The organism is Jiulongibacter sp. NS-SX5, from assembly GCF_052828545.1.
Window position 1 is genome coordinate 3,476,196 of the sequence record NZ_CM128248.1, and the last position, 21,869, is coordinate 3,498,064.

General features: G+C 42.8%; 7 protein-coding genes and 1 tRNA gene (1 of these 8 only partly in view). 5 read left to right on the plus strand and 3 right to left on the minus strand.

The annotated features are described in order from the left end of the window. Positions 1 to 8,280: the 3' end of an SdrD B-like domain-containing protein gene (locus ACUXV0_RS15200; RefSeq protein WP_446190423.1), read on the plus strand. Its footprint begins 21,558 nt before the window's first position; 8,280 of the gene's 29,838 nt are visible here — the last part of the coding sequence; the start codon falls outside the window, past its left edge; it ends in the stop codon at positions 8,278 to 8,280. Between the two features lie 281 nt (positions 8,281 to 8,561). Here ACUXV0_RS15200 and ACUXV0_RS15205 read toward each other — a convergent pair whose 3' ends face one another. Further along, positions 8,562 to 10,937, minus strand: a complete 2,376-nt coding sequence (locus tag ACUXV0_RS15205; RefSeq protein ID WP_446190424.1) for a M14 family zinc carboxypeptidase — start codon at positions 10,935 to 10,937, stop codon at positions 8,562 to 8,564. A gap of 216 nt (positions 10,938 to 11,153) precedes the next feature. On the opposite strand from ACUXV0_RS15205, the gene ACUXV0_RS15210 reads away from it, so the two are divergent. Beyond that, positions 11,154 to 11,225 (plus strand) — tRNA-Glu (locus ACUXV0_RS15210). A 457-nt stretch (positions 11,226 to 11,682) separates the two neighbouring features. Here the strand turns inward: ACUXV0_RS15210 and ACUXV0_RS15215 are convergent. Further along, positions 11,683 to 12,390: a hypothetical protein gene (locus tag ACUXV0_RS15215; protein WP_446190425.1), complete on the minus strand. Its 708-nt coding sequence runs from the start codon at positions 12,388 to 12,390 to the stop codon at positions 11,683 to 11,685. 396 nt (positions 12,391 to 12,786) lie between these two features. On the opposite strand from ACUXV0_RS15215, the gene ACUXV0_RS15220 reads away from it, so the two are divergent. Both ACUXV0_RS15220 and ACUXV0_RS15225 read left to right on the plus strand, forming a co-directional pair. Beyond that, positions 12,787 to 15,915: a SusC/RagA family TonB-linked outer membrane protein gene (locus tag ACUXV0_RS15220; protein WP_446190426.1), complete on the plus strand. Its 3,129-nt coding sequence runs from the start codon at positions 12,787 to 12,789 to the stop codon at positions 15,913 to 15,915. A gap of 23 nt (positions 15,916 to 15,938) precedes the next feature. Next, positions 15,939 to 17,612, plus strand: coding sequence for a RagB/SusD family nutrient uptake outer membrane protein (locus ACUXV0_RS15225; protein ID WP_446190427.1), 1,674 nt, complete (start codon positions 15,939 to 15,941; stop codon positions 17,610 to 17,612). A 405-nt stretch (positions 17,613 to 18,017) separates the two neighbouring features. Here the strand turns inward: ACUXV0_RS15225 and ACUXV0_RS15230 are convergent, their stop codons facing one another. Next, complete coding sequence (locus ACUXV0_RS15230; RefSeq protein WP_446190428.1) at positions 18,018 to 20,744, minus strand: glycoside hydrolase family 2 protein; 2,727 nt, start codon at positions 20,742 to 20,744, stop codon at positions 18,018 to 18,020. Positions 20,745 to 21,093: 349 nt separating this feature from the next. Between ACUXV0_RS15230 and ACUXV0_RS15235 the strand changes: the two genes are divergently transcribed. Further along, complete coding sequence (locus ACUXV0_RS15235; protein ID WP_446190429.1) at positions 21,094 to 21,681, plus strand: hypothetical protein; 588 nt, start codon at positions 21,094 to 21,096, stop codon at positions 21,679 to 21,681. Positions 21,682 to 21,869: the final 188 nt, after the last annotated feature.

A 21,869-nucleotide genomic window follows, 5' to 3' on the forward strand; every position in this document is an offset into this window, starting at 1 on the left:
GGTAGCACACCATCAGCACCAACAATTACTTCTAACAAGACAGAAGTATGTGGCGATGAGAAGGCGACCTTGACAGCAACGAACTGTGCCGGAACGATCACCTGGAGCACTGGAGCGACAGGCTCAACGATTCAGGTAGGAGCAGGAACGTACACGGCAACGTGTAGCAACTCTTGCGGAACTTCAGGCAACAGCAATAGCGTAACGATCAATACTGGCAACCCACCATCAGCACCAATGATCTCAACGGACAAGACGATCTGTTGTGATGGTGAGAAGGCAACGTTGACAGCAACGGGCTGTGATGGAACAATCACTTGGAGCACAGGAGAGACTGGAGCGAGCATAGAGGTAACTACCTCAGGTAACTATACTGCTAAGTGTAGCAATAACTGTGGAGAAAGTAGCTCATCGAATAGCATCGAGATTCAGAAAGTACCAAATCCAACGGTACCAACGATCACTTCGAATAAGACGGAGCTATGTAATGGAGGAACAGCAGTACTGACAGCGACAGGATGTAACGGAACAGTGAAGTGGAATACGGGAGAAACTGGAGCGAGCATCACGGTATCAGCATCAGGTGTATACAGTGCAGTATGTGAGACCTTATGTGGCACTTCAGCGAAGAGCAATGAGATAACGATCACGATAGGCAGCACGCCATCAGCACCAACAATTGCTTCTAACAAGACAGAAGTATGTGGCGATGAGAAGGCGACCTTGACAGCGACGAACTGTGCCGGAACGATCACCTGGAGTACCGGAGCAACAGGCTCAACGATTCAGGTAGGAGCAGGAACGTACACGGCAACGTGTAGCAATTCTTGCGGAACCTCAGGCAAAAGCAATAGCGTAACGATCAATACAGGTAACCCACCATCAGCACCAATGATCTCAACGGACAAGACGATCTGTTGTGATGGTGAGAAGGCAACGTTGACAGCAACGGGCTGTGATGGAACAATCACCTGGAGCACAGGAGAGACTGGAGCGAGCATAGAAGTAACTACCTCAGGTAACTATACGGCTAAGTGTAGCAATAACTGTGGAGAAAGTAGCTCATCGAATAGCATCGAGATTCAGAAAGTACCAAATCCAACGGTACCAACGATCACTTCGAATAAGACGGAGCTATGTAATGGAGGAACAGCAGTACTGACAGCGACCGGATGTAACGGAACAGTGAAGTGGAATACGGGAGAAACTGGAGCGAGCATCACGGTATCAGCATCAGGTGTATACAGTGCAGTATGTGAGACCTTATGTGGCACTTCAGCGAAGAGCAATGAGATAACGATCACGATAGGCAGCACGCCATCAGCACCGACAATTGCTTCTAACAAGACAGAAGTATGTGGCGATGAGAAGGCGACCTTGACAGCAACGAACTGTGCCGGAACGATCACATGGAGCACTGGAGCAACAGGCTCAACGATTCAGGTAGGAGCAGGAACGTACACGGCAACGTGTAGCAACTCTTGTGGAACCTCAGGCAACAGCAATAGCGTAACCATAAGTCAGGGTAACCCACCATCAGCACCAACAATTGCTTCTAACAAGACAGAAGTATGTGGCGATGAGAAGGCGACCTTGACAGCGACGAACTGTGCCGGAACGATCACCTGGAGTACTGGAGCAACAGGCTCAACGATTCAGGTAGGAGCAGGAACGTACACAGCGACGTGTAGCAACTCTTGTGGAACGTCAGGCAACAGCAATAGCGTAACGATCAATACAGGTAACCCACCATCAGCACCGATGATCTCAACGGATAAGACGATCTGTTGTGATGGTGAGAAGGCAACGTTGACAGCAACGGGCTGTGATGGAACAATCACCTGGAGCACAGGAGAGACTGGAGCGAGCATAGAAGTAACTACCTCAGGTAACTATACAGCTAAGTGTAGCAATAACTGTGGAGAAAGTAGTTCATCGAATAGCATCGAGATTCAGAAAGTACCAAATCCAACGGTACCAACGATCACTTCGAATAAGACGGAGCTATGTAATGGAGGAACAGCAGTACTGACAGCGACAGGATGTAACGGAACAGTGAAGTGGAATACGGGAGAAACTGGAGCGAGTATCACGGTATCAGCATCAGGCGTATACAGTGCAGTATGTGAGACCTTATGTGGCACTTCAGCGAAGAGCAATGAGATAACGATCACGATAGGTAACCCACCATCAGCACCGACAATAGCTTCTAACAAGACAGAAGTATGTGGCGATGAGAAGGCGACCTTGACGGCAACGAACTGTGCCGGAACGATCACCTGGAGCACTGGAGCGACAGGCTCAACGATTCAGGTAGGAGCAGGAACGTACACGGCAACGTGTAGCAACTCTTGTGGAACATCAGGCAACAGCAATAGCGTAACCATAGGTCAGGGTAACCCACCATCAGCACCGACAATTGCTTCTAACAAGACAGAAGTATGTGGTGATGAGAAGGCGACCTTGACAGCGACGAACTGTGCCGGAACGATTACTTGGAGTACTGGAGCAACAGGTTCAACGATTCAGATAGGAGCAGGAACGTACACGGCAACGTGTAGCAACTCTTGTGGAACGTCAGGCAACAGCAATAGCGTAACTATAGGTCAGGGTAACCCACCATCGGCACCAACAATTGCTTCTAACAAGACAGAAGTATGTGGCGATGAAAAGGCGACCTTGACAGCGACGAACTGTGCCGGAACGATTACTTGGAGCACAGGAGCGACAGGCTCAACGATTCAGGTAGGAGCAGGAACGTACACAGCGACGTGTAGCAACTCTTGTGGAATCTCAGGTAACAGCAATAGCGTAACGATAGGTCAGGGTAACCCACCATCAGCACCGACAATTGCTTCTAACAAGACAGAAGTATGTGGTGATGAGAAGGCGACCTTGACAGCGACGAACTGTGCCGGAACGATCACCTGGAGTACTGGAGCAACAGGTTCAACGATTCAGATAGGAGCAGGAACGTACACGGCAACGTGTAGCAACTCTTGTGGAACGTCAGGCAACAGCAATAGCGTAACTATAGGTCAGGGTAACCCACCATCGGCACCAACAATTGCTTCAAACAAGACAGAAGTATGTGGAGATGAGAAGGCGACCCTGACGGCAACGAACTGTGCCGGAACAATTACCTGGAGCACTGGAGCAACAGGCTCAACGATTCAGGTAGGAGCAGGAACCTACACAGCAACGTGTAGCAACTCTTGTGGAACATCAGGTAACAGCAATAGCGTAACCATAGGTCAGGGTAACCCACCATCAGCACCGACAATTGCTTCTAACAAGACAGAAGTATGTGGTGATGAGAAAGCGACCTTGACAGCAACGAACTGTGCCGGAACGATCACCTGGAGCACTGGAGCGACAGGCTCAACGATTCAGGTAGGAGCGGGAACCTACACGGCAACGTGTAGCAACTCTTGTGGAACGTCAGGCAACAGCAATAGTGTAACGATAGGTCAGGGTAACCCGCCATCAGCACCAACAATTGCTTCTAACAAGACAGAAGTATGTGGCGATGAGAAGGCGACCTTGACGGCAACGAACTGTGCCGGAACACTTACTTGGAATACCGGAGCGACAAGCTCAACGATTCAGGTAGGAGCAGGAACATACGCAGTAACGTGTAGCAACTCTTGCGGAACCTCAGGCAACAGCAATAGCGTAACGATTGGTCAGGGTAACCCACCATCAGCACCAACGATTGCTTCTAACAAGACAGAAGTATGTGGCGATGAGAAGGCGACCTTGACGGCAACGAACTGTGCCGGAACACTTACCTGGAGCACTGGAGCGACAGGCTCAACGATTCAGGTAGGAGCAGGAACCTACACAGCAACGTGTAGCAACTCTTGTGGAACTTCAGGTAACAGCAATAGTGTAACGATAGGTCAGGGTAACCCGCCATCAGCACCAACAATTACTTCTAACAAGACAGAAGTATGTGGCGATGAGAAAGCTACCTTGACAGCGACGAACTGTTCCGGAACAATCACCTGGAGCACTGGAGCGACAGGCTCAACGATTCAGGTAGGAGCGGGAACCTACACGGCAACGTGTAGCAACTCTTGTGGAACGTCAGGCAACAGCAATAGTGTAACGATAGGTCAGGGTAACCCGCCATCAGCACCAACAATTGCTTCTAACAAGACAGAAGTATGTGGCGATGAGAAGGCGACCTTGACAGCAACGAACTGTGCCGGAACGATTACCTGGAGCACTGGAGCGACAGGCTCAACGATTCAGGTAGGAGCAGGAACGTACACGGCAACGTGTAGCAACTCTTGCGGAACCTCAGGCAACAGCAATAGCGTAACGATAGGTCAGGGTAATCCGCCATCAGCACCGACGATTACTTCTAACAAGACAGAAGTATGTGGAGATGAGAAGGCGACCTTGACATCAACGAACTGTGCCGGAACGATTACCTGGAGCACTGGAGCGACTGGCTCAACGATTCAGGTAGGAGCAGGAACCTACACAGCGACGTGTAGCAACTCTTGTGGAACATCAGGCAACAGCAATAGCGTAACGATAGGTCAGGGTAATCCGCCATCAGCACCAACAATTACTTCTAACAAGACAGAAGTATGTGGCGATGAGAAAGCGACCTTGACAGCAACGAATTGTGCCGGAACACTTACTTGGAGCACTGGAGCGACTGGCTCAACGATTCAGGTAGGAGCAGGAACCTACACTGCAACGTGTAGCAACTCTTGCGGAACATCAGGCAATAGCAATAGCGTAACAATTGACGAAGGACAACTTGAAGATGCACCTGTTGTTTCAGCAGATAAACTTGAGTTGTGTGGTGACGATATGGTAACACTTACTGCTCTGAATTGTAGTGAAACAGTAAGATGGAGTACCGGTGCAACCGGATCTACTCTTACCGTTACCATGTCAGGTACCTATTCTGCGGTATGTGTAAACAGTTGTGGTGACAGTGAAAGAAGTAACCTGATTGAAATCAAATCAACAGGTAGACCGAATACACCAATTATTGCTACCGATAGAGTAAGCGTATGTGGAGATGAGAAGGCTACACTTCTGGGTATTGGTTGTGATTACGAATATGTATGGAGTAATGGTGCTACGGGTGAGAAGATTCAGGTAGCTGCAGGTAATTACACTGTGAAATGTGTGAACTCATGTGGTGAATCTGATGATTCAAACGTTATGCAGATAGTAGCGAATGGTGCTCCTTCAGAGCCTAAAATTCTGGCCAACAAGACAAGTCTATGTCTTCCTGATTCAGCGATGATTGTGGGAACTGTATGTTCTGGAACTATCACATGGAATACAGGTCAAACTGGAGATACCATATATGTGAAAACTGCAGGAACGTACACTGCAACTTGTACAAACGACTGTGGTACTTCTATGATCTCAGATCCAATCGTGGTGACTACAGGTGGTAAACCATCTGCTCCGATGATCACTGCAAGTGCGGATGAAATATGTGAGAATGAAACTTCGGTTCTAACTGCCAGTGGTTGTAACGGAACAGTAACATGGGGAACTGGTGCTACCGGAGCCACATTAAATGTGACTGTACCAGGAACATATACTGCTACATGTACAAACTCTTGTGGAGTTAGTGATGCATCTGAAGGAATCGAAATTAAGCGTAAGGTCAATGGCTGTGGAACGTGTGAGGTTGAGAAGCCAATTATCACTGCTTCTGAGACATCAGTTTGTGAAGTGAAAGATATTACCCTAGCGGTTTCTAATTGTACAGGTTCTGTAATCTGGTCATCTGGCCAGGTAGCAGATACCATTACAGTAAGACCTTTCACTACCACGAAATACACGGCCATTTGTAAAGAGGGAGACAATTGCATCAGTCAGCTTTCGGCTCCGGTGACTGTGACAGTAGGTCAGACTAAGAAACCAGTGCTAGCATGTAGTGCAGACCTGGTTTGTCCTGGAGAGCCTGTAGTACTTAAAGCCTACGGATGTGTAGGTACGGTAACCTGGTCAAATGGAGAGGTTGGCGAGTCTATTACAGTGACTCTGGATGAGAGTACCAAGTTTACAGCAAGCTGTAGTATTGGTAGCTGTGTAAGCCCGTCAGCAGATTCTCTTGAAATAGCTGTTGGTATTCCTAACAAGCCATTCATTAGCTGTAAAACAACTGCTATATGTCTGGGTGAGACAGCAACACTGACAGGGTCAGGTTGTACTGGAACCTTAGTATGGTCTACAGGTGATGAAGGCGGCGTGTTAAATGTGAAACCTACTGAAATTGGTACTTACACTTACACTGCCATTTGTAAATCAAATGTGGGAGATTGTGAAAGTCCGGTTTCTAATATGGTGACCGTTTCAGTAGGCGGTAGCGTAGAAACCCCAACGGTCATTGCAGATATTTCAAATAACTGTCCGTTTGAAACGGTTGACTTAAGCGGTGCTCTTATGAGTGATCCTTCTGCAGGAGGTGCCTTTGAATTCCACGTAAGTAATTCAATCAACTCTGCATTGGTTACTAACATTGGTATGGCAACTGAAGGAACATACTATGTATTTGAGCGTAGCTCTCTAGGATGCTACAGTTCTCCTGCTCCTATTAATGTTTCTATCACAGATTGTGGAGAAACAGGAATTGGGCCGGATAGCACTGACTATGTTGACATAGCAGTCTTTAAGTCGGGCTCTTCTGATATGGTAGATGTTGGAGATACAGTAGTGTATACGGTTACGGCTGTAAATGCAGGTTCTAATGAAGCAACTGCAGTACAGATTAGAGATATCCTTCCGGATGGTCTTGGATTTGTGAGCACTTCTCAGAACAGTAACTTCGGAGACGGTATTATCACAATGATGGCTGATACCTTGAGTGCTGGTGATAGCTTGGTGATGACTTACCTGACTAAAGTTAATGCGGCTGGTAAGATCATTAATAAGGCAGAACTGTTCTCTGTAGATCAGATAGACACCACAATGTCAAATAACTCTGCTGAGTTTGTCATCAATAACCCAACAGATCAAGGTCTGATTGGCGTAGCCAAAGAAGTAGGTGACTTCACCGCTCTGGGCAATAGCCAATATGAAGTACCTTATACAATCTATGTCTCTAACATGGGAGGTGTAGATCTGGATAGAGTTCAGGTTATGGATGATCTTGACAGAACATTCAGTAATGGTTCGGTAATCGTAAGCGACACCATCGAAGTGACAACAGAAGGTACGTTAACCGCTAATCCGAACTTTACGGGTAGAGGTGATGATCAAGGATTGTTGATCGACAGCCTGAGTACATTGAAAGTGGGTGAGAGCTTTGCCATTAACTTCAAAGTAGTGGTAGATATCTCGGGAGCCAGTACAGATAAGTACTTCAATATTGCGACAGCAACTGCTAATACTAACGGTGATGAGGTAAGTGATACTTCAACCAATGGTATAGATGCTGATCCTGATAATGACGGTGATCCTAGAAATAACGATGAGCCTACTCCGGTAGAGTTTGGTGACGACTCATTAACGGTTAGCCCGTCAATAGGAGTAGCACTTAGCGTGGTAGACACGATGAAACATGATGATATCAGTTATGATATCACCTACAGAGTAATCGTGGGTAATCTGGGCAATGTAGATCTTACAGATGTGAAGCTGATTGACAGTCTGGATCAGACCTTCAGTGATACCCTAACGTATGAGATTATCGGTACGCCGGTTTCTAACTCAAACGGTGGATTGAAAGTCAATATGGACTTCAACGGTAATACAGAATCTGATCTACTGGTGGGTGACTCTACTTGTGTGCTTCAAGTTGGTAAGGCAGATACTGTGTTCTACACGGTAAGACTTTACCATGAGGGCAACGAAGGGCCGTATTATAATAATGTTATCGCCTATGGCGATGCCAACGGTACGGCGGTTTCTGATACCTCAAATGACGGTGCAGAAATTAAAGTAGAGCTATCTGACCCAACTGTGGTCACTCTGCCTCTAGGTTCATTGATCGGCTCGGTGATTATTCCTGAAGGGTTCTCTCCTAACGGTGACGGACTCAATGACAACTGGAACCTTGAGATACCTCAGGGTGCTGAAGTAGAACTACTCGAGGTTTACAACAGATGGGGTCATCTGGTTTGGAGACCTGAAGTTGATAACGGCTCTGTAGAGCTAATGAAGTGGGATGGTAAGTCTAACCAAGGTATCAGATTCGGTGCTGAAGAATACGTTCCGGATGGTACGTACTTCTACAACATCAAGTTGAAGTCTGATGACAAAGCCAAGGTTGGATATATTACTATCCAGAGATAAGTAAATAATTGAAACTTTATATACCGGTGCCCGTCGATGCTTTGCGTCGGCGGGCATTTTTTTGACCCTATAAGAATGTGAGTTTTACTAGGTCTGCAATCTTATAAAGAAGAAATGCTTCTTGTCGAGGTCCAGGCCAAAAACACTTATTGAATGATTTTTGAAGTATTGACCCAATATTTGAAAGTATTATTTAGGCTTCGTTAAAGAATAGATTTGAGTCTTGATTGATTTGCAATGCAAAAAGAATGTACAATTCATTAAATGAATTTAAGCCACAATTACTTCAAAGGCCAGAGAATGGCGTTTGCCAAAAGCAGTTTACCATCTTCTAAAATCCCTCTAAACGCTGGATTTATAGCAAATAGATGTAGCCCACCTTTTCCGAAATGGTAAGTACCTGCAATAAAACTATTTGGAAGATGCTCGGCAGCTACGGAGCCAACATAACCACTTATGTATTCGCTATAATCGGTAGTAATAGACGTTAGCTTAGAGTTTAACTGAGTTTCAAAAAGGGGAAGTTCTGTTAGAAGAACAGCCGGTTTGGCATTAAAGCCTTTACCTAAAAGAGTATTATCGTTAAGGTTAAGGTGAAAAAGGGCACCTTGAAGAAGGTTTTCCGGGGCGTTTTTATTTTTGGAGTAAGTTATCTGGTCAATATTTTTACGGTGCAGCTTAAGGATATCCAGATTTCTGGCGATCTGCATACCATTCTGTATGAGCACAAGTTTCCCTCCATCTGCCAGCCACCTTTTGAATCTGTCTTGATTGAAATTAATATCTCTGTAATTCCCATCTGGGAAAACAAGAACATCAAATTCCTCTAATATCTCTTTGGTGATTCGGGTTGGGCTAAGTCGCGTATAAGGTATCTTCCATTCCTGCTCAAATTGAGTCAAAAGATCCCCGAGCATATTAGCGTGAGTATCTTCCCCATAAATCAAGGCTACTCGAGGTAATGTGACTTCATATTCTGGTTTGGCAATACTACGCCAATCTTTTCTCTCAATCGGTTTTGGTTGTAGTTCTCTATTTTGCAGCTCTTCCCACAGAGACTTCCAGGTAGCATCGCTGGCCTTACCTTTTGAAAAGTAGATTTGAGTCTTGTTTAATGAATCAAGTCTGTACACTTCAGAACCGGTCTGAAGGGCTCTCATTAAGAATGCTGCAGAGGCACTGGAATGATAGTCAAGGCCAAATTGTTCCTGTGGGATTATTGACTCTTGGCTCTGGTATTTTGTATAGTTTTCAGGTGAGATATTGTCTACGGCATAAGCCTCTATACTGAAAAGGTAAGGTGCCGCCCACGCTGTAATATCGTAGGTTTTGAGGTCGGCCATTTGGGTAGATGGTTCAAATAAAACCTTCAGCATTGCCGATCTCTTTTGATCAGCTGGTATAACCAAATCTCCGGGGTGAATCTGAATGTTAAGGCTATCTCTTATCTGGTAGCTGTAAGCGAGCTTCTGCCGGCTTGTTAGGTGCTGGAAATAGATAATCTCATTATTGTCAAGAAAGTCCCTGAGAGGCTTCGTTTTGGCTTTATCGGCGTTACGAATGATATATGTACCATCCACATTCATTGCCTGAAAGTAGTCGGCATAAGAATGTAAAATAGAAGTCCTGATGTCGGGGAGTTTGTCAATAAGTGTTTTACTGACCTCGAAATGCTTTTGAACCCTTTTTTCTAAAGTAACTGTGTCTTCTTTGGCATTGACATAAAAAATACCTGCCTCATCTGAGCCACCCTGTTCAAAAGTTAATCCAATGGAGCCATTGAAAGTGGCGTATGAATCGGCGTAAGACGGGTATAGAAGATCAAACTCATCCTCAGTATAAAAGGGCCACTTTTTCTTTTCAAATAATGATCTCAAGAAAGTGCTGATTTGATAGGTGACCTGCTTTTGGTCATTGTTGACAATTTTATGGACAGGCTCTGCCGATGGTGGGAAAAAATAGGTTTTCTCAGGCTCCATTTCATGAAAATCTCCGTGTATATGTGGCATCCATTGCTGATAAAGGGCCATGCGTTGTTTACTTTCGGGCTGCACCTGCCAAAGCCAGTCTCTGTTTAGATCGCTGAGGTAATGATTGTAACGGCCATGGGGCCAAGCCTGTTTGTAAATGGCATCAAACTCATTCGGTTGAATTGTGGGGTTTTGTGTTTGACCAAACCATTGAACATAGCGTTCTCTTCCGTCAGGGTTTTGATTTGGGTCAATCAAAACGACGAGTTTATCGCTGATAGGATTTTGCGAAATATGAAAAAGCAATTCTAAAGCGGCTTCAGAACCTGAGGCTTCATCTCCATGAATATTATAACTCAGCCAAATGATGAGCTTGTCTTCCTTCTGAGCCTTTTTTTCTGTGATGTTAATATGCTCATTTCTGATCTGTTCAAGATTCTGAAGATTCTTTGCAGAAGCGGCGACAACCAGAAATAAGTTTCGTCCCTCCGGAGTTCTGCCGTAAGGGATTTTTTTGAATCTACCGGGTTGACTATTAATGATATAATTGCAGTATTGCTCAATCTCAGAATGATAAGAGAACCTTTGTTTGAGGTCTCTTTGAAGATACAGAGTAGGGTTTTGGATTTTTTGGCCGGAGGCAAGAAACCCAATTAGACTTAGGAAAACAGTGGTTAGCATTTTCATGAAGGACAAAAGTACGGAAGAAGTGTGAAATGCTAACTCACAGATAATCATGTGTTTTTAAAAATGTTTGATAAATATTTAAAATATTTTTGAGTCAGGTGTTGTGTAGTTCAAATGAACCATATACTTTTGCAACTCAATTCGGAAACGAGTTGAGACATAATGTCAAAATCAGGTAAGATTTGCCGCTTCCTGAAGCGAATTATGGGACCAGTCGGCCCGTTCGTCTAGCGGTTAGGACACGGCCCTTTCACGGCTGAAACACGGGTTCGATTCCCGTACGGGTCACAAAGCCTCTCACGTTAGTGGGGGGCTTTTGACATTTATAGGGTTCTCAAAAAAGTATCATTGATAATTTAATAATCACAATCGGAATCAACCGAGGTCTCGAATGATTTCGATTCCCGTACGGCAACGCGGTTGGCGGTCAAGCCTCTCACGAAAATGGGGGGCTTTTGACATTTATGGTGTTCTCAAAAAAGTGTTAGAGCTGATTTCATTTTCACGGCTGAAATCAGTTGAGGTCTCGATTTATTTCGATTCCCGTACGGCAACGCGGTTGGCAGTCAAGCCTCTTACTAAAGTGGAGAGGATTCAATTGCGAAATGAAACAGTAGTTGTGTTTTTAATTAAAATACTCCTATCTCAATTTGAGACATGCTCTTGGATCAAATTGATAATAAAATCCAACGAAACGAAAAAAGCCCCGCATTTGCGAGGCCTTATTATTAACGTTCTGTAATTATTAAGACTTGGCCTTATTCATGTCATTTAGTAGTTGAACTAAGGGAACAAGATGCTCGGACTTCTTAATTGAGATTCTCCTGTTTTTAGCTTCTCCGGCAAGTTTGTTCACGCCTGTTACTTTGATCACATCCTTTCCATTTGAAACTTCAATGATCTCACCTTCCGGAGTTTCTAAAAAGTATTTGTCTTTCAAAGTGATGTATTTCGCAGGCATTGGTTTGGTTTCCAATGCTCTTGGTGCTTGTTCAGGTCTGAATTTTGTTTCCTTTTTTGCCATTAATCTATAATCGCCCATGACCAATAATTGAAGAAAGCCTCGTGTCTTCTGATTGTCTTTTTCATAGTTCTTAACCACATAAACATGGTTTTTTATTTTAACCAAGTCAATCATTTCTGAAGGGTCCAGCTCGTAATTACTATCTCTTAGTTTGAAGTAAAATACATCCTTATGGCTGTTGTAATTCATTGGCATGTTTTTAACATCGCCATTCTTTGTATAAACTTCGGCCATTTGGTATTCATCATACACCAGAGGTGTTCCCTCAATACTCGGATCCAAACCATCTGAGTTAATCTGTCTGGTTTGTGCCTCATAAACTCGCAGGAAAAAATTATCAGAGGCCTCATCGCCATTATTGACAATAAGCTGAGCATTTGATAGAAGTGTAACAAAGCAGAGGCTTGTTAATAAGAATATCTTTTTCATTTTAGTATTTATTGACTTTGGTAAAAATAAGAAGATCATTCAGTTCGTAACGATTCTCCCCAATAAATCATACTGATTGTATCTTTCAAGGGTGTTTTTGCTCTTTTCTACTATAGTGTCGAAACTAATTGGCAATGAAAACCCCCATTTGTATTAACCTCTATTTATACATTCTTGGTATGTTTTCATGTAAACAAATTGTAAAACTTATGTAATGGATTTGTGCTTCGGTGGAATCATAGTAATCCACTAAAAAAGCTTTTTTGAGGCTTCTAGATTTCATTTTTATAGACAAATAGTTTGTGTTTGACCATCGTGGGTTTGACTTAAAAAAAAGGAAACGATCCCTTAATCTTCAAATCGTTCTTTTGCGGCTTCAAACAAAAAACTATTATTATGAAAAAACGTTACTTGATTGCTCTTTTTTCGTTGAGCATCTTAATGGCTTTGCCAGGGTTTAGCTCTCCGCTTTACCTTACAAAGCACGCCAAAAATACCCTTTTAAATAATGAGCTGGAGGGCAAGGTGCTTGACCAGAATGCCGTTCCGGTTATTGGGGCTTTGATCAGAATTAAAGGCTCAGATACTGTAGTAATGACTGATGAGAACGGTCAGTTTGCACTTTCATTGCCTGAAGGCAAATCAACTATCTCAGTTGAAATCCTCGGTTATAAAACTAAGGAAGTTCAAATCACGGATTTCAAGAGTAAATTAGAGATAGTCCTGGAGGAAGATCTTCTACTTTTAGATGAGCTAGTGGTGACAGGATATTCTACAGAAAGTAGAAGGAATATTACTTCGTCTATTGCTACGGTTGATCCAGCTGAAATCAGCACCTTACCAAAAGCTGATGTGGCAGAAATGCTACAGGGTAGAGCTGCCGGTGTTCAGGTCATGAGTGATAACACCCCGGGTGGAGGTAATGCCATTAGAATCAGAGGATTCAGTACGATTAATAATAACGAGCCTTTGGTGATTATTGATGGTGTTCCTGTGGCCAACGGGCTTAATACATTAAACCCGAATGATATCAAGTCAATGCAAGTCCTTAAGGATGCTGCCTCGGCTTCTATTTATGGTTCTCGTGCTGCTAATGGTGTGGTTTTAATTACTACAAAAACAGGTGGTAAAGACGAGAAGCCAACAATTGAATTGAACAGCTACGCTGGTGTGCAGCAAGCTTTTAATTTGCCGAGAATGTTAGATGCTCAGGAGTATGGCGACATGCTTTGGCAAGCCTCAAAAAACGATGGCAAGGTTCCTTCACATGATATTTATGGTGATGATCCAAACACTTCAGTAGTCCCAGCTTATCTTAATGATGCTCAGACGATTCCATCTGGCAATACCGATTGGGTTCAAGAGATATTCAGACCTGCGGCTATCCAATCCCATAATCTTACGCTGACCAAAGGTGGCGATCGCTCTTCTCAGGTTTTCTCACTGGGTTACTTTAATCAGGATGGTGTGATCAAAGAGACAGGCTTTAACCGCTTTACTGGAAGGTTTAATTCGTTTTATAAGGTGGCCGATTTTCTTACAATTGGTGAAAACTTAAATGCTTCTTACTCTGAGAGAGTGAGTGTTGGTACCAACAGATCATTGGGGAGTATCGTGTATAATGCGTATCAATACCCATCAATTATTCCTGTTTATGACAATAATGGAGAGTTTGCTGGTAACCCAATTAATGACCTTCAGAACCCATTGGGTCAGCTGACTAGAAGCAAGGATAATTCAACTAAAGAGGTAAAACTCTTTGGTAATATTTATGGTGACATCTCTATCGGTGACTTTACATTCCATTCATCTGCGGGTCTGGATTATTTGAATAGTAACTCCAGAAGTTTCTCTCCGGTATTTAATGAGATTTTGACATTGAATCTTATCAACTCTCTTTCTACCAATAATGCCAGCAATTACCAGATGACTTTTACCAATACCTTGAACTACAAGAATAATATTGGTGATCATAATTTTGATGTGATTATAGGGCAAGAGGCCGTCAAGTATTTTTACGAAGGCTTCTCGGCCTCAAGACAGTCTTTCATGTATGAAACTGATAATTTCTGGTTCCTGAATTACGGAACAGAAAATCAGCTGAACTCTGGAAGTGCTAACGGTAGGGCTCTTAATTCCTACTTCGGGAAACTAAATTATAATTTAGGAGAGAAATACCTTCTTACTGCTACTTTAAGACAAGACGGAACTTCAAGACTGGTAGGCGAAAACAAATGGGGGACTTTCCCGGCCTTTTCATTAGGATGGAGACTTGATGAAGAAGAATTCTTCAATAAAAACTCAGCAGTCTCTTCAGTATTACTAAGAGGTGGATGGGGAAGAACTGGGAATCAGCAGGTACCATCTTACTCAACTATCAGAAGTTATACCAGTTATAATACAAATTCTAATTACGGAATAGACGGTTCTCAAAATACAGTACAGACCGGCTTGGTGGAGTCAAGAGTAGCAAACCCTAACCTCAAATGGGAAACCACCACTCAGACTTCACTTGGAGCAGACCTAGGGTTCTTAGATGACGCCTTACAGGTAAGTGCTGAATACTACTTCAAAAACACCAAAGACATTCTGGTATATGCTTCATTGCCATTGACTTATGGTGGTAGTAATGATGGTGTATGGGTTAATGACGGTAAAATGAGAAACCAGGGTTTTGAGTCAAATATTTCCTATAATGGACAGGCTCGTGACCTTTCTTATGGAGTCAATTTGAACTTTACGAGTTTCAAAAATGAATTGACCGAGCTAAATAATGCCACTTATTTGGGTATCCCTTCTTCATCATTACACAGCATTAATTTCGGGCAAGAGGTCTCTAGAAGTGCCGTAGGTCAGCCTATAGGTTCTTTCTTCGGTTATGTAGCTGATGGTATTTTCCAGACAGCAGCTGAGATAGACGCTTATGGTGCACAGCCAAATGCTCAGCCGGGTGATTTGAAATTTAAAGACCTGAATAATGATGGCGTGGTAGACGGCGATGACAGAACCTATATCGGTTCTCCGATTCCAGATTTTATGCTCGGCTTTACCTTAGATCTAAACTACAAAGGTTTTGATGTAAATGCATTCTTCTCTGGAAGCTTTGGCTCAGAACTGTATAACCTGACCAAATACAAAACGTATTTCTTTAACCAGGCGGCCTATAATAAGAGTTCGGCAGTATTAGATGCCTGGACTCCTCAAAACACTGATACTGATATACCGAGATTGTCTTTGGATGATGCTAACAATAATATCAGACCTTCAAGCTACTACGTAGAAGATGGTTCTTATGTGAAACTGGGTAATCTTCAACTGGGCTATACTTTCGGGCCGAAACTTCAGAACGCAAGAATTTTTGTACAGGGTACAAACCTTTTCTACATCACAAAATACTCTGGTCTTACTCCTGAAGTAGGGTTACAGAGTTACTCTAGCAGTAATAGAAATTTGGATATCGGAATAGACCGTGGTCTTTATCCTCCGGCCAGAACATTCGCTGTAGGCTTGAACATCAAATACTAAAAACGATTTAAAAGAACATTGAAATGAAATTCATAAATATAATATCAAGAGTAGTGATGCCTTTGGGCATAGCTATGACCGTTCTGAGTTCATGTTCAGAAGACTTTCTGACCGAAGAAACTTACGGAGAAGTAAATCCGGGGCAAATCACAGACCCTGTAAACGTAGAACGTGTAATAGTAGGAGCCTATAAGGTACTTAATGGCCAGATGGATGGTGCGTCAAATGCTTTTAACTCTCCGGCTTCCAATTGGAGTTTTGGTGATGTTATGTCAGATGACTGCTATAAAGGTGGTGGAGGTACGGGTGATCAGGCTCAGATTCACCGTATGGAAATCTATCAGGCCGATCCTACAGTGATAGACGTAGAAAGAAAATGGGCAGTTCTTTATGAAGGTATAAAAAGGTCTAATGATGCCATGCGTATCCTACAGGCGTCAGAGGAGTTTGATGCGGATCTAAAGACTTCAAGAATGGCTGAGCTTCATTTCCTAAGAGGTCATTACTATTTTGAGTTGAAAAGAATCTATAACCAGATTCCTTATATTGACGAAACTGTAGTAAATGCCGAGGATTTTGCCAAGTCTAATACAGAGTTTACTTCGGAAGAATTATGGTCTAAAATTGAGGCAGACTTCGAAGCTGCGTACTCAGGTTTACCAGCCACACAAACAGACCAGGGAAGACCTACCAAAATGGCTGCCAAGGCCTATTTGGCTAAAACATATCTATATCAAGAAAAATGGCAGGAGACATACGACGCTGTCAGTGAAGTCATGAATAGTGGTCAATACGAATTAATGGCTGACTTTAGTGACGTCTTTCTCCCTGAAAATGATAATGGTAGAGAAGTGGTTTTTGCGGTGCAGCATACCATAAATGATGGTCAATCTTCAAACTATAATGGTAGCATTGGTGATCGACTTACACCTCCAGGTGGTCCGTTTTATCCTCAATATGGTTTTCATAGACCTTCTCAAAACCTTGTGAATGCCTTTAAAACAGATGCTGACGGATTACCGGTGACTGATAATATTGATGTTACTGCTGATGATCATGTAGATCCTCGATTAGATATCACTGTTGGTCGCCCGGGTATTCCATACAAGGACCTTGATATTCTATACAGTGAGACATGGGCCAGAGATCTTGCCACTTATGGTCCTTACGGTTCAAAAAAGAGAATTGTTTCGGCAAATTCTGAGCATTATGTAAAAGTGTGGCCTTATGTTTCTGCGTTGAACTATTATATCATAAGATATGCCGAGGTGGTACTTTGGAAAGCTGAAGCTGCCGTAGAGCTTGGTAATTTAGAAGAGGCCAGAACCTTGGTGAATGAGATCAGAAGTAGAGCTCAAAACTCGACTTTCGTTAAGACTTTAGATGGTTCGGCAGATGCCGCAAATTATGCTGTTGGTCTTTATAGCGAAGCCTGGACTGATCAAGCTGAGGCAAAAAATACAGTAAGACTAGAAACAAGACTTGAGTTGGCAATGGAAGGTCAGCGATTCTTTAATCTGGTAAGATGGGGTATAGCAGCAGATGTGATCAATGAATATTTGGTAGTCGAGAAAACTCGAAGATCATTCCTGGCAAATGCCAATTTTACTGAAGGTAAGAATGAGTATTTCCCTATTCCTCAACGCTATGTAGACGGAAGTCCGCAAGGCATGGTTACGCAAAACCCGAATTACTAAATGCGAAGGTTTTCGTTAAGTATTCTCGCAGTATTATTCTCTTTCTCACTCTGTTTTCAGGGTGGGGGAGAGAATGCTGTTATTAAGTTGCCGAGGCAAAAGAACCTACCAATTATAAAAGATGGAAGCCCGAACCAGGCTTTTTGCTAAGTAGTACTTCTAAGTCGAAGGAAGGCTGTCTCATTGAATATCTACAGTATTCAGTGTCCACACAACAAAATCCCTTCGATCCTCCGGATCCTTGATTTTTGTAAATTTGGTTTTTTGATGGAAAGTCCGGAGAAGTTTTCTTCGGACTTTTTTGTGATAAAGAGTTAAAGCTCAATATCAAGTCAGTCCAATATATTTCAAACAACAAAAGCCACCTTTTGGAGGTGGCTTTTGTAAATGTTAATGTAACGAGAACTAGTAAATAACTACCCCAGGGTCAAAGGCATATTGACCGAAATCTTTGCCGTAAACGGCCACACCATTTTTGCTTTCTGTTTTGATCTCAAAATCCAAAGAGCCAGACTTTTTAAATGCCCTAACCTGCGATCTGCTTAATGGGATTTTTACCAAATAACCATATGTACCCGCTTCTGTAAGGGTTCCATCTTCGTTTTGGTTAAACCAGCTTAGCACTCCTCTATGATCTGCCGGGTCATCACTTAGTATCAGGCTGTTGGCTTTCTTGCCGGCTACAGAAATCACTACTTCAGAGGCATTTAAGTAGGTGTCTGTCATAGGGTAGGCATTGGCATTTTTTGCCGGGTCTGCCACTGCTCCAAGCATATAATCCAGATCCTTAAGTTTTTCGGCGTCTTTGTCATCCCTCATATACGTAGGTCTTGAAGATAACTCCAGTAACAGATAGCCATTTTTCCCTTTTACAGCATCGGCATCACCTTTGATACTGTATTGAAAAGATCCTGTACCTAAACCATTGGCCTTTTTGCCATCCAAAACTGACTCACTTTTTACTGTAAACGCAGCATCCAAATAGCTGCCCGCGGGGACCGTAAAGTGATTTGGAGCAGAAGCACCTTCTACTGCAAAAGACATGACATTGGTATGCCATACTTTTCCATTCATATCTTGAACCTGTAAAGACAAGTGGTAGATACCATTTTTCGCAGGCATTTTCACCGATAAATCATTGAGTTGCTTTTGCATCCATGGTTGGTAGTCTACTACCACTTCGTTTTTCTCAGAAGAGTAGGTTTCGCCAAATTCATCGGTACCTTTCAGTTGATAACTGATTTTTAGTTTAGACTGCGGCATTTTATTTCCTGTATGACAAGAAAGATAAAGCTCTACAGCTTCCTTAGTTCCTGCGGTGCTTTTTCGAGTAATATCTTGCCCCGTAGAAAGGTAAACCAAAGAATGAAAATCTGTATCTGCCATGCCCGAAGCCAAATCACCCAGACCGGTATACTTAGGAGTACGATCAAACTTCCAGTAGCCGTTCCATTCGTTGATAACATCATGATGCTCTGTATATAGCCAGCCAGCCATAATAGGGTGCTTTCTGAAAACGTTCATCATGCGGTGATAATCGTAGCTCCAGTCTACATCACCTGTGCTACCGGCATAACCCCATACATTACCACATTCAGAGTTAATCATCGGTTGATTCCCCTGCGAGAAACCAGGCTCGTAATCGTAAGTGCTGCCCGCGTAAGTGGTGGTATCCAGGTTACTCATGAATTCTTCCCACTTATAACCTGGAAGATACTGGTGCCAGCTATAAATATCTGTCTCGGTATGCCCCGCTCCGCAGCAGATAGAGTTATCTTCTACCAGTCTGGTGCCATCTAGAGACTTGGCTAAATAATACATTGAAGCCACCCAATACTGTGTCTTTGGTAGATAAACGTTCTCTTTTTTTCCATTCTTTTCAACGGCTGTCTTTAGCCCCCAGGTTTCGTTGAACACTATCCAGCTGAAGATAGATGGGTGATTGAAATCACGCTCTATCATCTCTCGCAATGTAAATTCAGATGCTTTTTGCATTTGCTCATCTGGCTCGCCCCAGCTATTTGGCAAATCTGCCATCACCAAACATCCCAGCTTATCTGCCCAATAAAGCTTACGAGGTACCTCTACCTTAATGTGTGTTCTAATACCATTCAGGCCTATATTCTTGGCCAGCACAATCTCGTTTTTCATAAACTCATCTGTAGGGAATGTATAGAAGCCCTCCGGATGATATGATTGGTCAAGAGCAAGCTGAAGATAAACGGGTTCATTATTTATAGCAATGTATGGGATGTCCGTTCCCGGTAGCGGAGTAACACTGATTTTACGATGACCGTAATAGGAATTAACCAGATCATCACCAGCTTTTATGCTCACATCATAGAGATAGGGATCTTCTAATGACCACAAATGTGGCGAATTGATTTTGAGTGAAGTCTCGAACTTTTTTTGACCCGCAGTTACTTTGGCGATTGCCAGTTGACCATTCGAAAATCGGATTTCAACAGGTATATCTGTTATGGCAGCCTCGCCTAGTTCACCTTTTATGGTAACAGATTGATTATCTATATCGGGCAAAAAATGCGAATATTTGATAAAGGTATTTCCTCTGGCTTCCAGGTAGGCCGTTTGCCAGATTCCGCGGGCATTTCCGTAGCCTTGTTTACCGTAGAGGGTAAACATTCTTCGGGCGTCATCTACACGGATTACCAGCTTCTGTTTTTTGCCGTGTTTTACGTAAGGTGTAAGGTCAAAAGAAAATGGTGTGTAACCACCGGTGTGTTTACCGAGCAGCTGGCCATCAATCCATACGGTGGTTTCCCAGTCAGAAGCTCCAATAGTGAAGAATGTTTTCTTTGATTTCCAGTTTTCCGGCACTTTGATCTCTCTTCGGTACCAGGCTATATCTGCCTCATCTTTAACGCCACTTAACTCAGATCCCCATGGAAAAGGGACGGTGATTTCTTTTGAAAATTTTGATTTGCCTGCTTGCCATTCATTAGAAAGACCGGTATTAAGGCTATCAAATTCAAAGTCCCAGGTACCATTAAGGTTAATCCAGTTGTCACGCATGAAGTCTGGTCTGGGGTGCTCCGGAAGTGGTATCTCCTGAGCAAAAAGTAAAGGTGCGGTTAGAAGTAGAGAAAGAAAGATCGATAGAATCTTTTTCATTATTTCATAGGTTTTGGTTGAATACCCCGAAATAAGATAAAAAAGTCTTGGAGGGGTTTTATTTCATAGGCAAAAAAAGAGGTTTGGTCTATTTTGTGCAAATGTTTGCACAAAAGGAAGGCCGAATTCCAGCTTGTAAATCTCTCCTGCTATTAAAGGTCTTCAAACTATAAATGAGCATAAAGAGTGATATGTATTCCTACACTTTTTAAAGAAGTTACTGGCTGCTAAGAAATGCTGAAAACTTCCAATGTTAAGTTTTGTGAAACTTAACACAGATAATTTGAACCCAATTATGTAGAAATTTACTTTTGGCGGCAGGAATCAAGTATAGAGACGAGCGTAGGCAATGAATCAAGACCTTTTTCCTGAAATCAGGAAAACGATTATAGAATTTGAGGAGGTAGAAATTAATGAGAAAAGGAAGGTGGAATTGGCCCCTCTTATCAATTATCTCAGAGAAAAGTTAATCCATAAAGAACCTCTGATTTTAAACTTTATAGGTGTAAATAACTCTCACCGGAGTATCATTGCTCAAATATGGGCTGAGACCCTGGGTCATTATTTCAATATAGATGTTCGAAGCTTTTCAGGAGGTTTTGACTCTGTTTCCTTAAGTGGTAAAGCGATTGAGGGATTAAGAGCTGAAGGTTTTGAACTGATTAAGCGAAGAGAGAAGGAGATTTACTTTGTACTCTATTCTGATGAGGCAGATCCTATTGCAGTTTTTGCTAAAAAAGTAGATGATCCCATTAATCCACCCGCAGGATATATTGCTATTTCTATCAATCCCGAGGTCAAAAAGGACGAATTGTCAGACAGTGAAACTTTCTTCGACTTTTATCCCGATTATACTGTAGAGCAATTGAAAGAGCTTGCCAATAAGGTCTCTGAAGACCTGTATTACATTTTTAAATCACTTGGTTCAGCACATTAAGGAATTGTTGGTTTTTAAAATGCTTCTTGATTATTCATTGATCTATAAAATCAGTATTCACCAGATTGTTTAAAGACTTTTGTACTGCGGTTTGGAATGCCGCTTTAATTACAGTTTTGTATAGGTTTGAGTGAATTGAATAGGTCAGCCCGGGTAAGGGCTGACCTATTTTTTATCATAACAAAAGG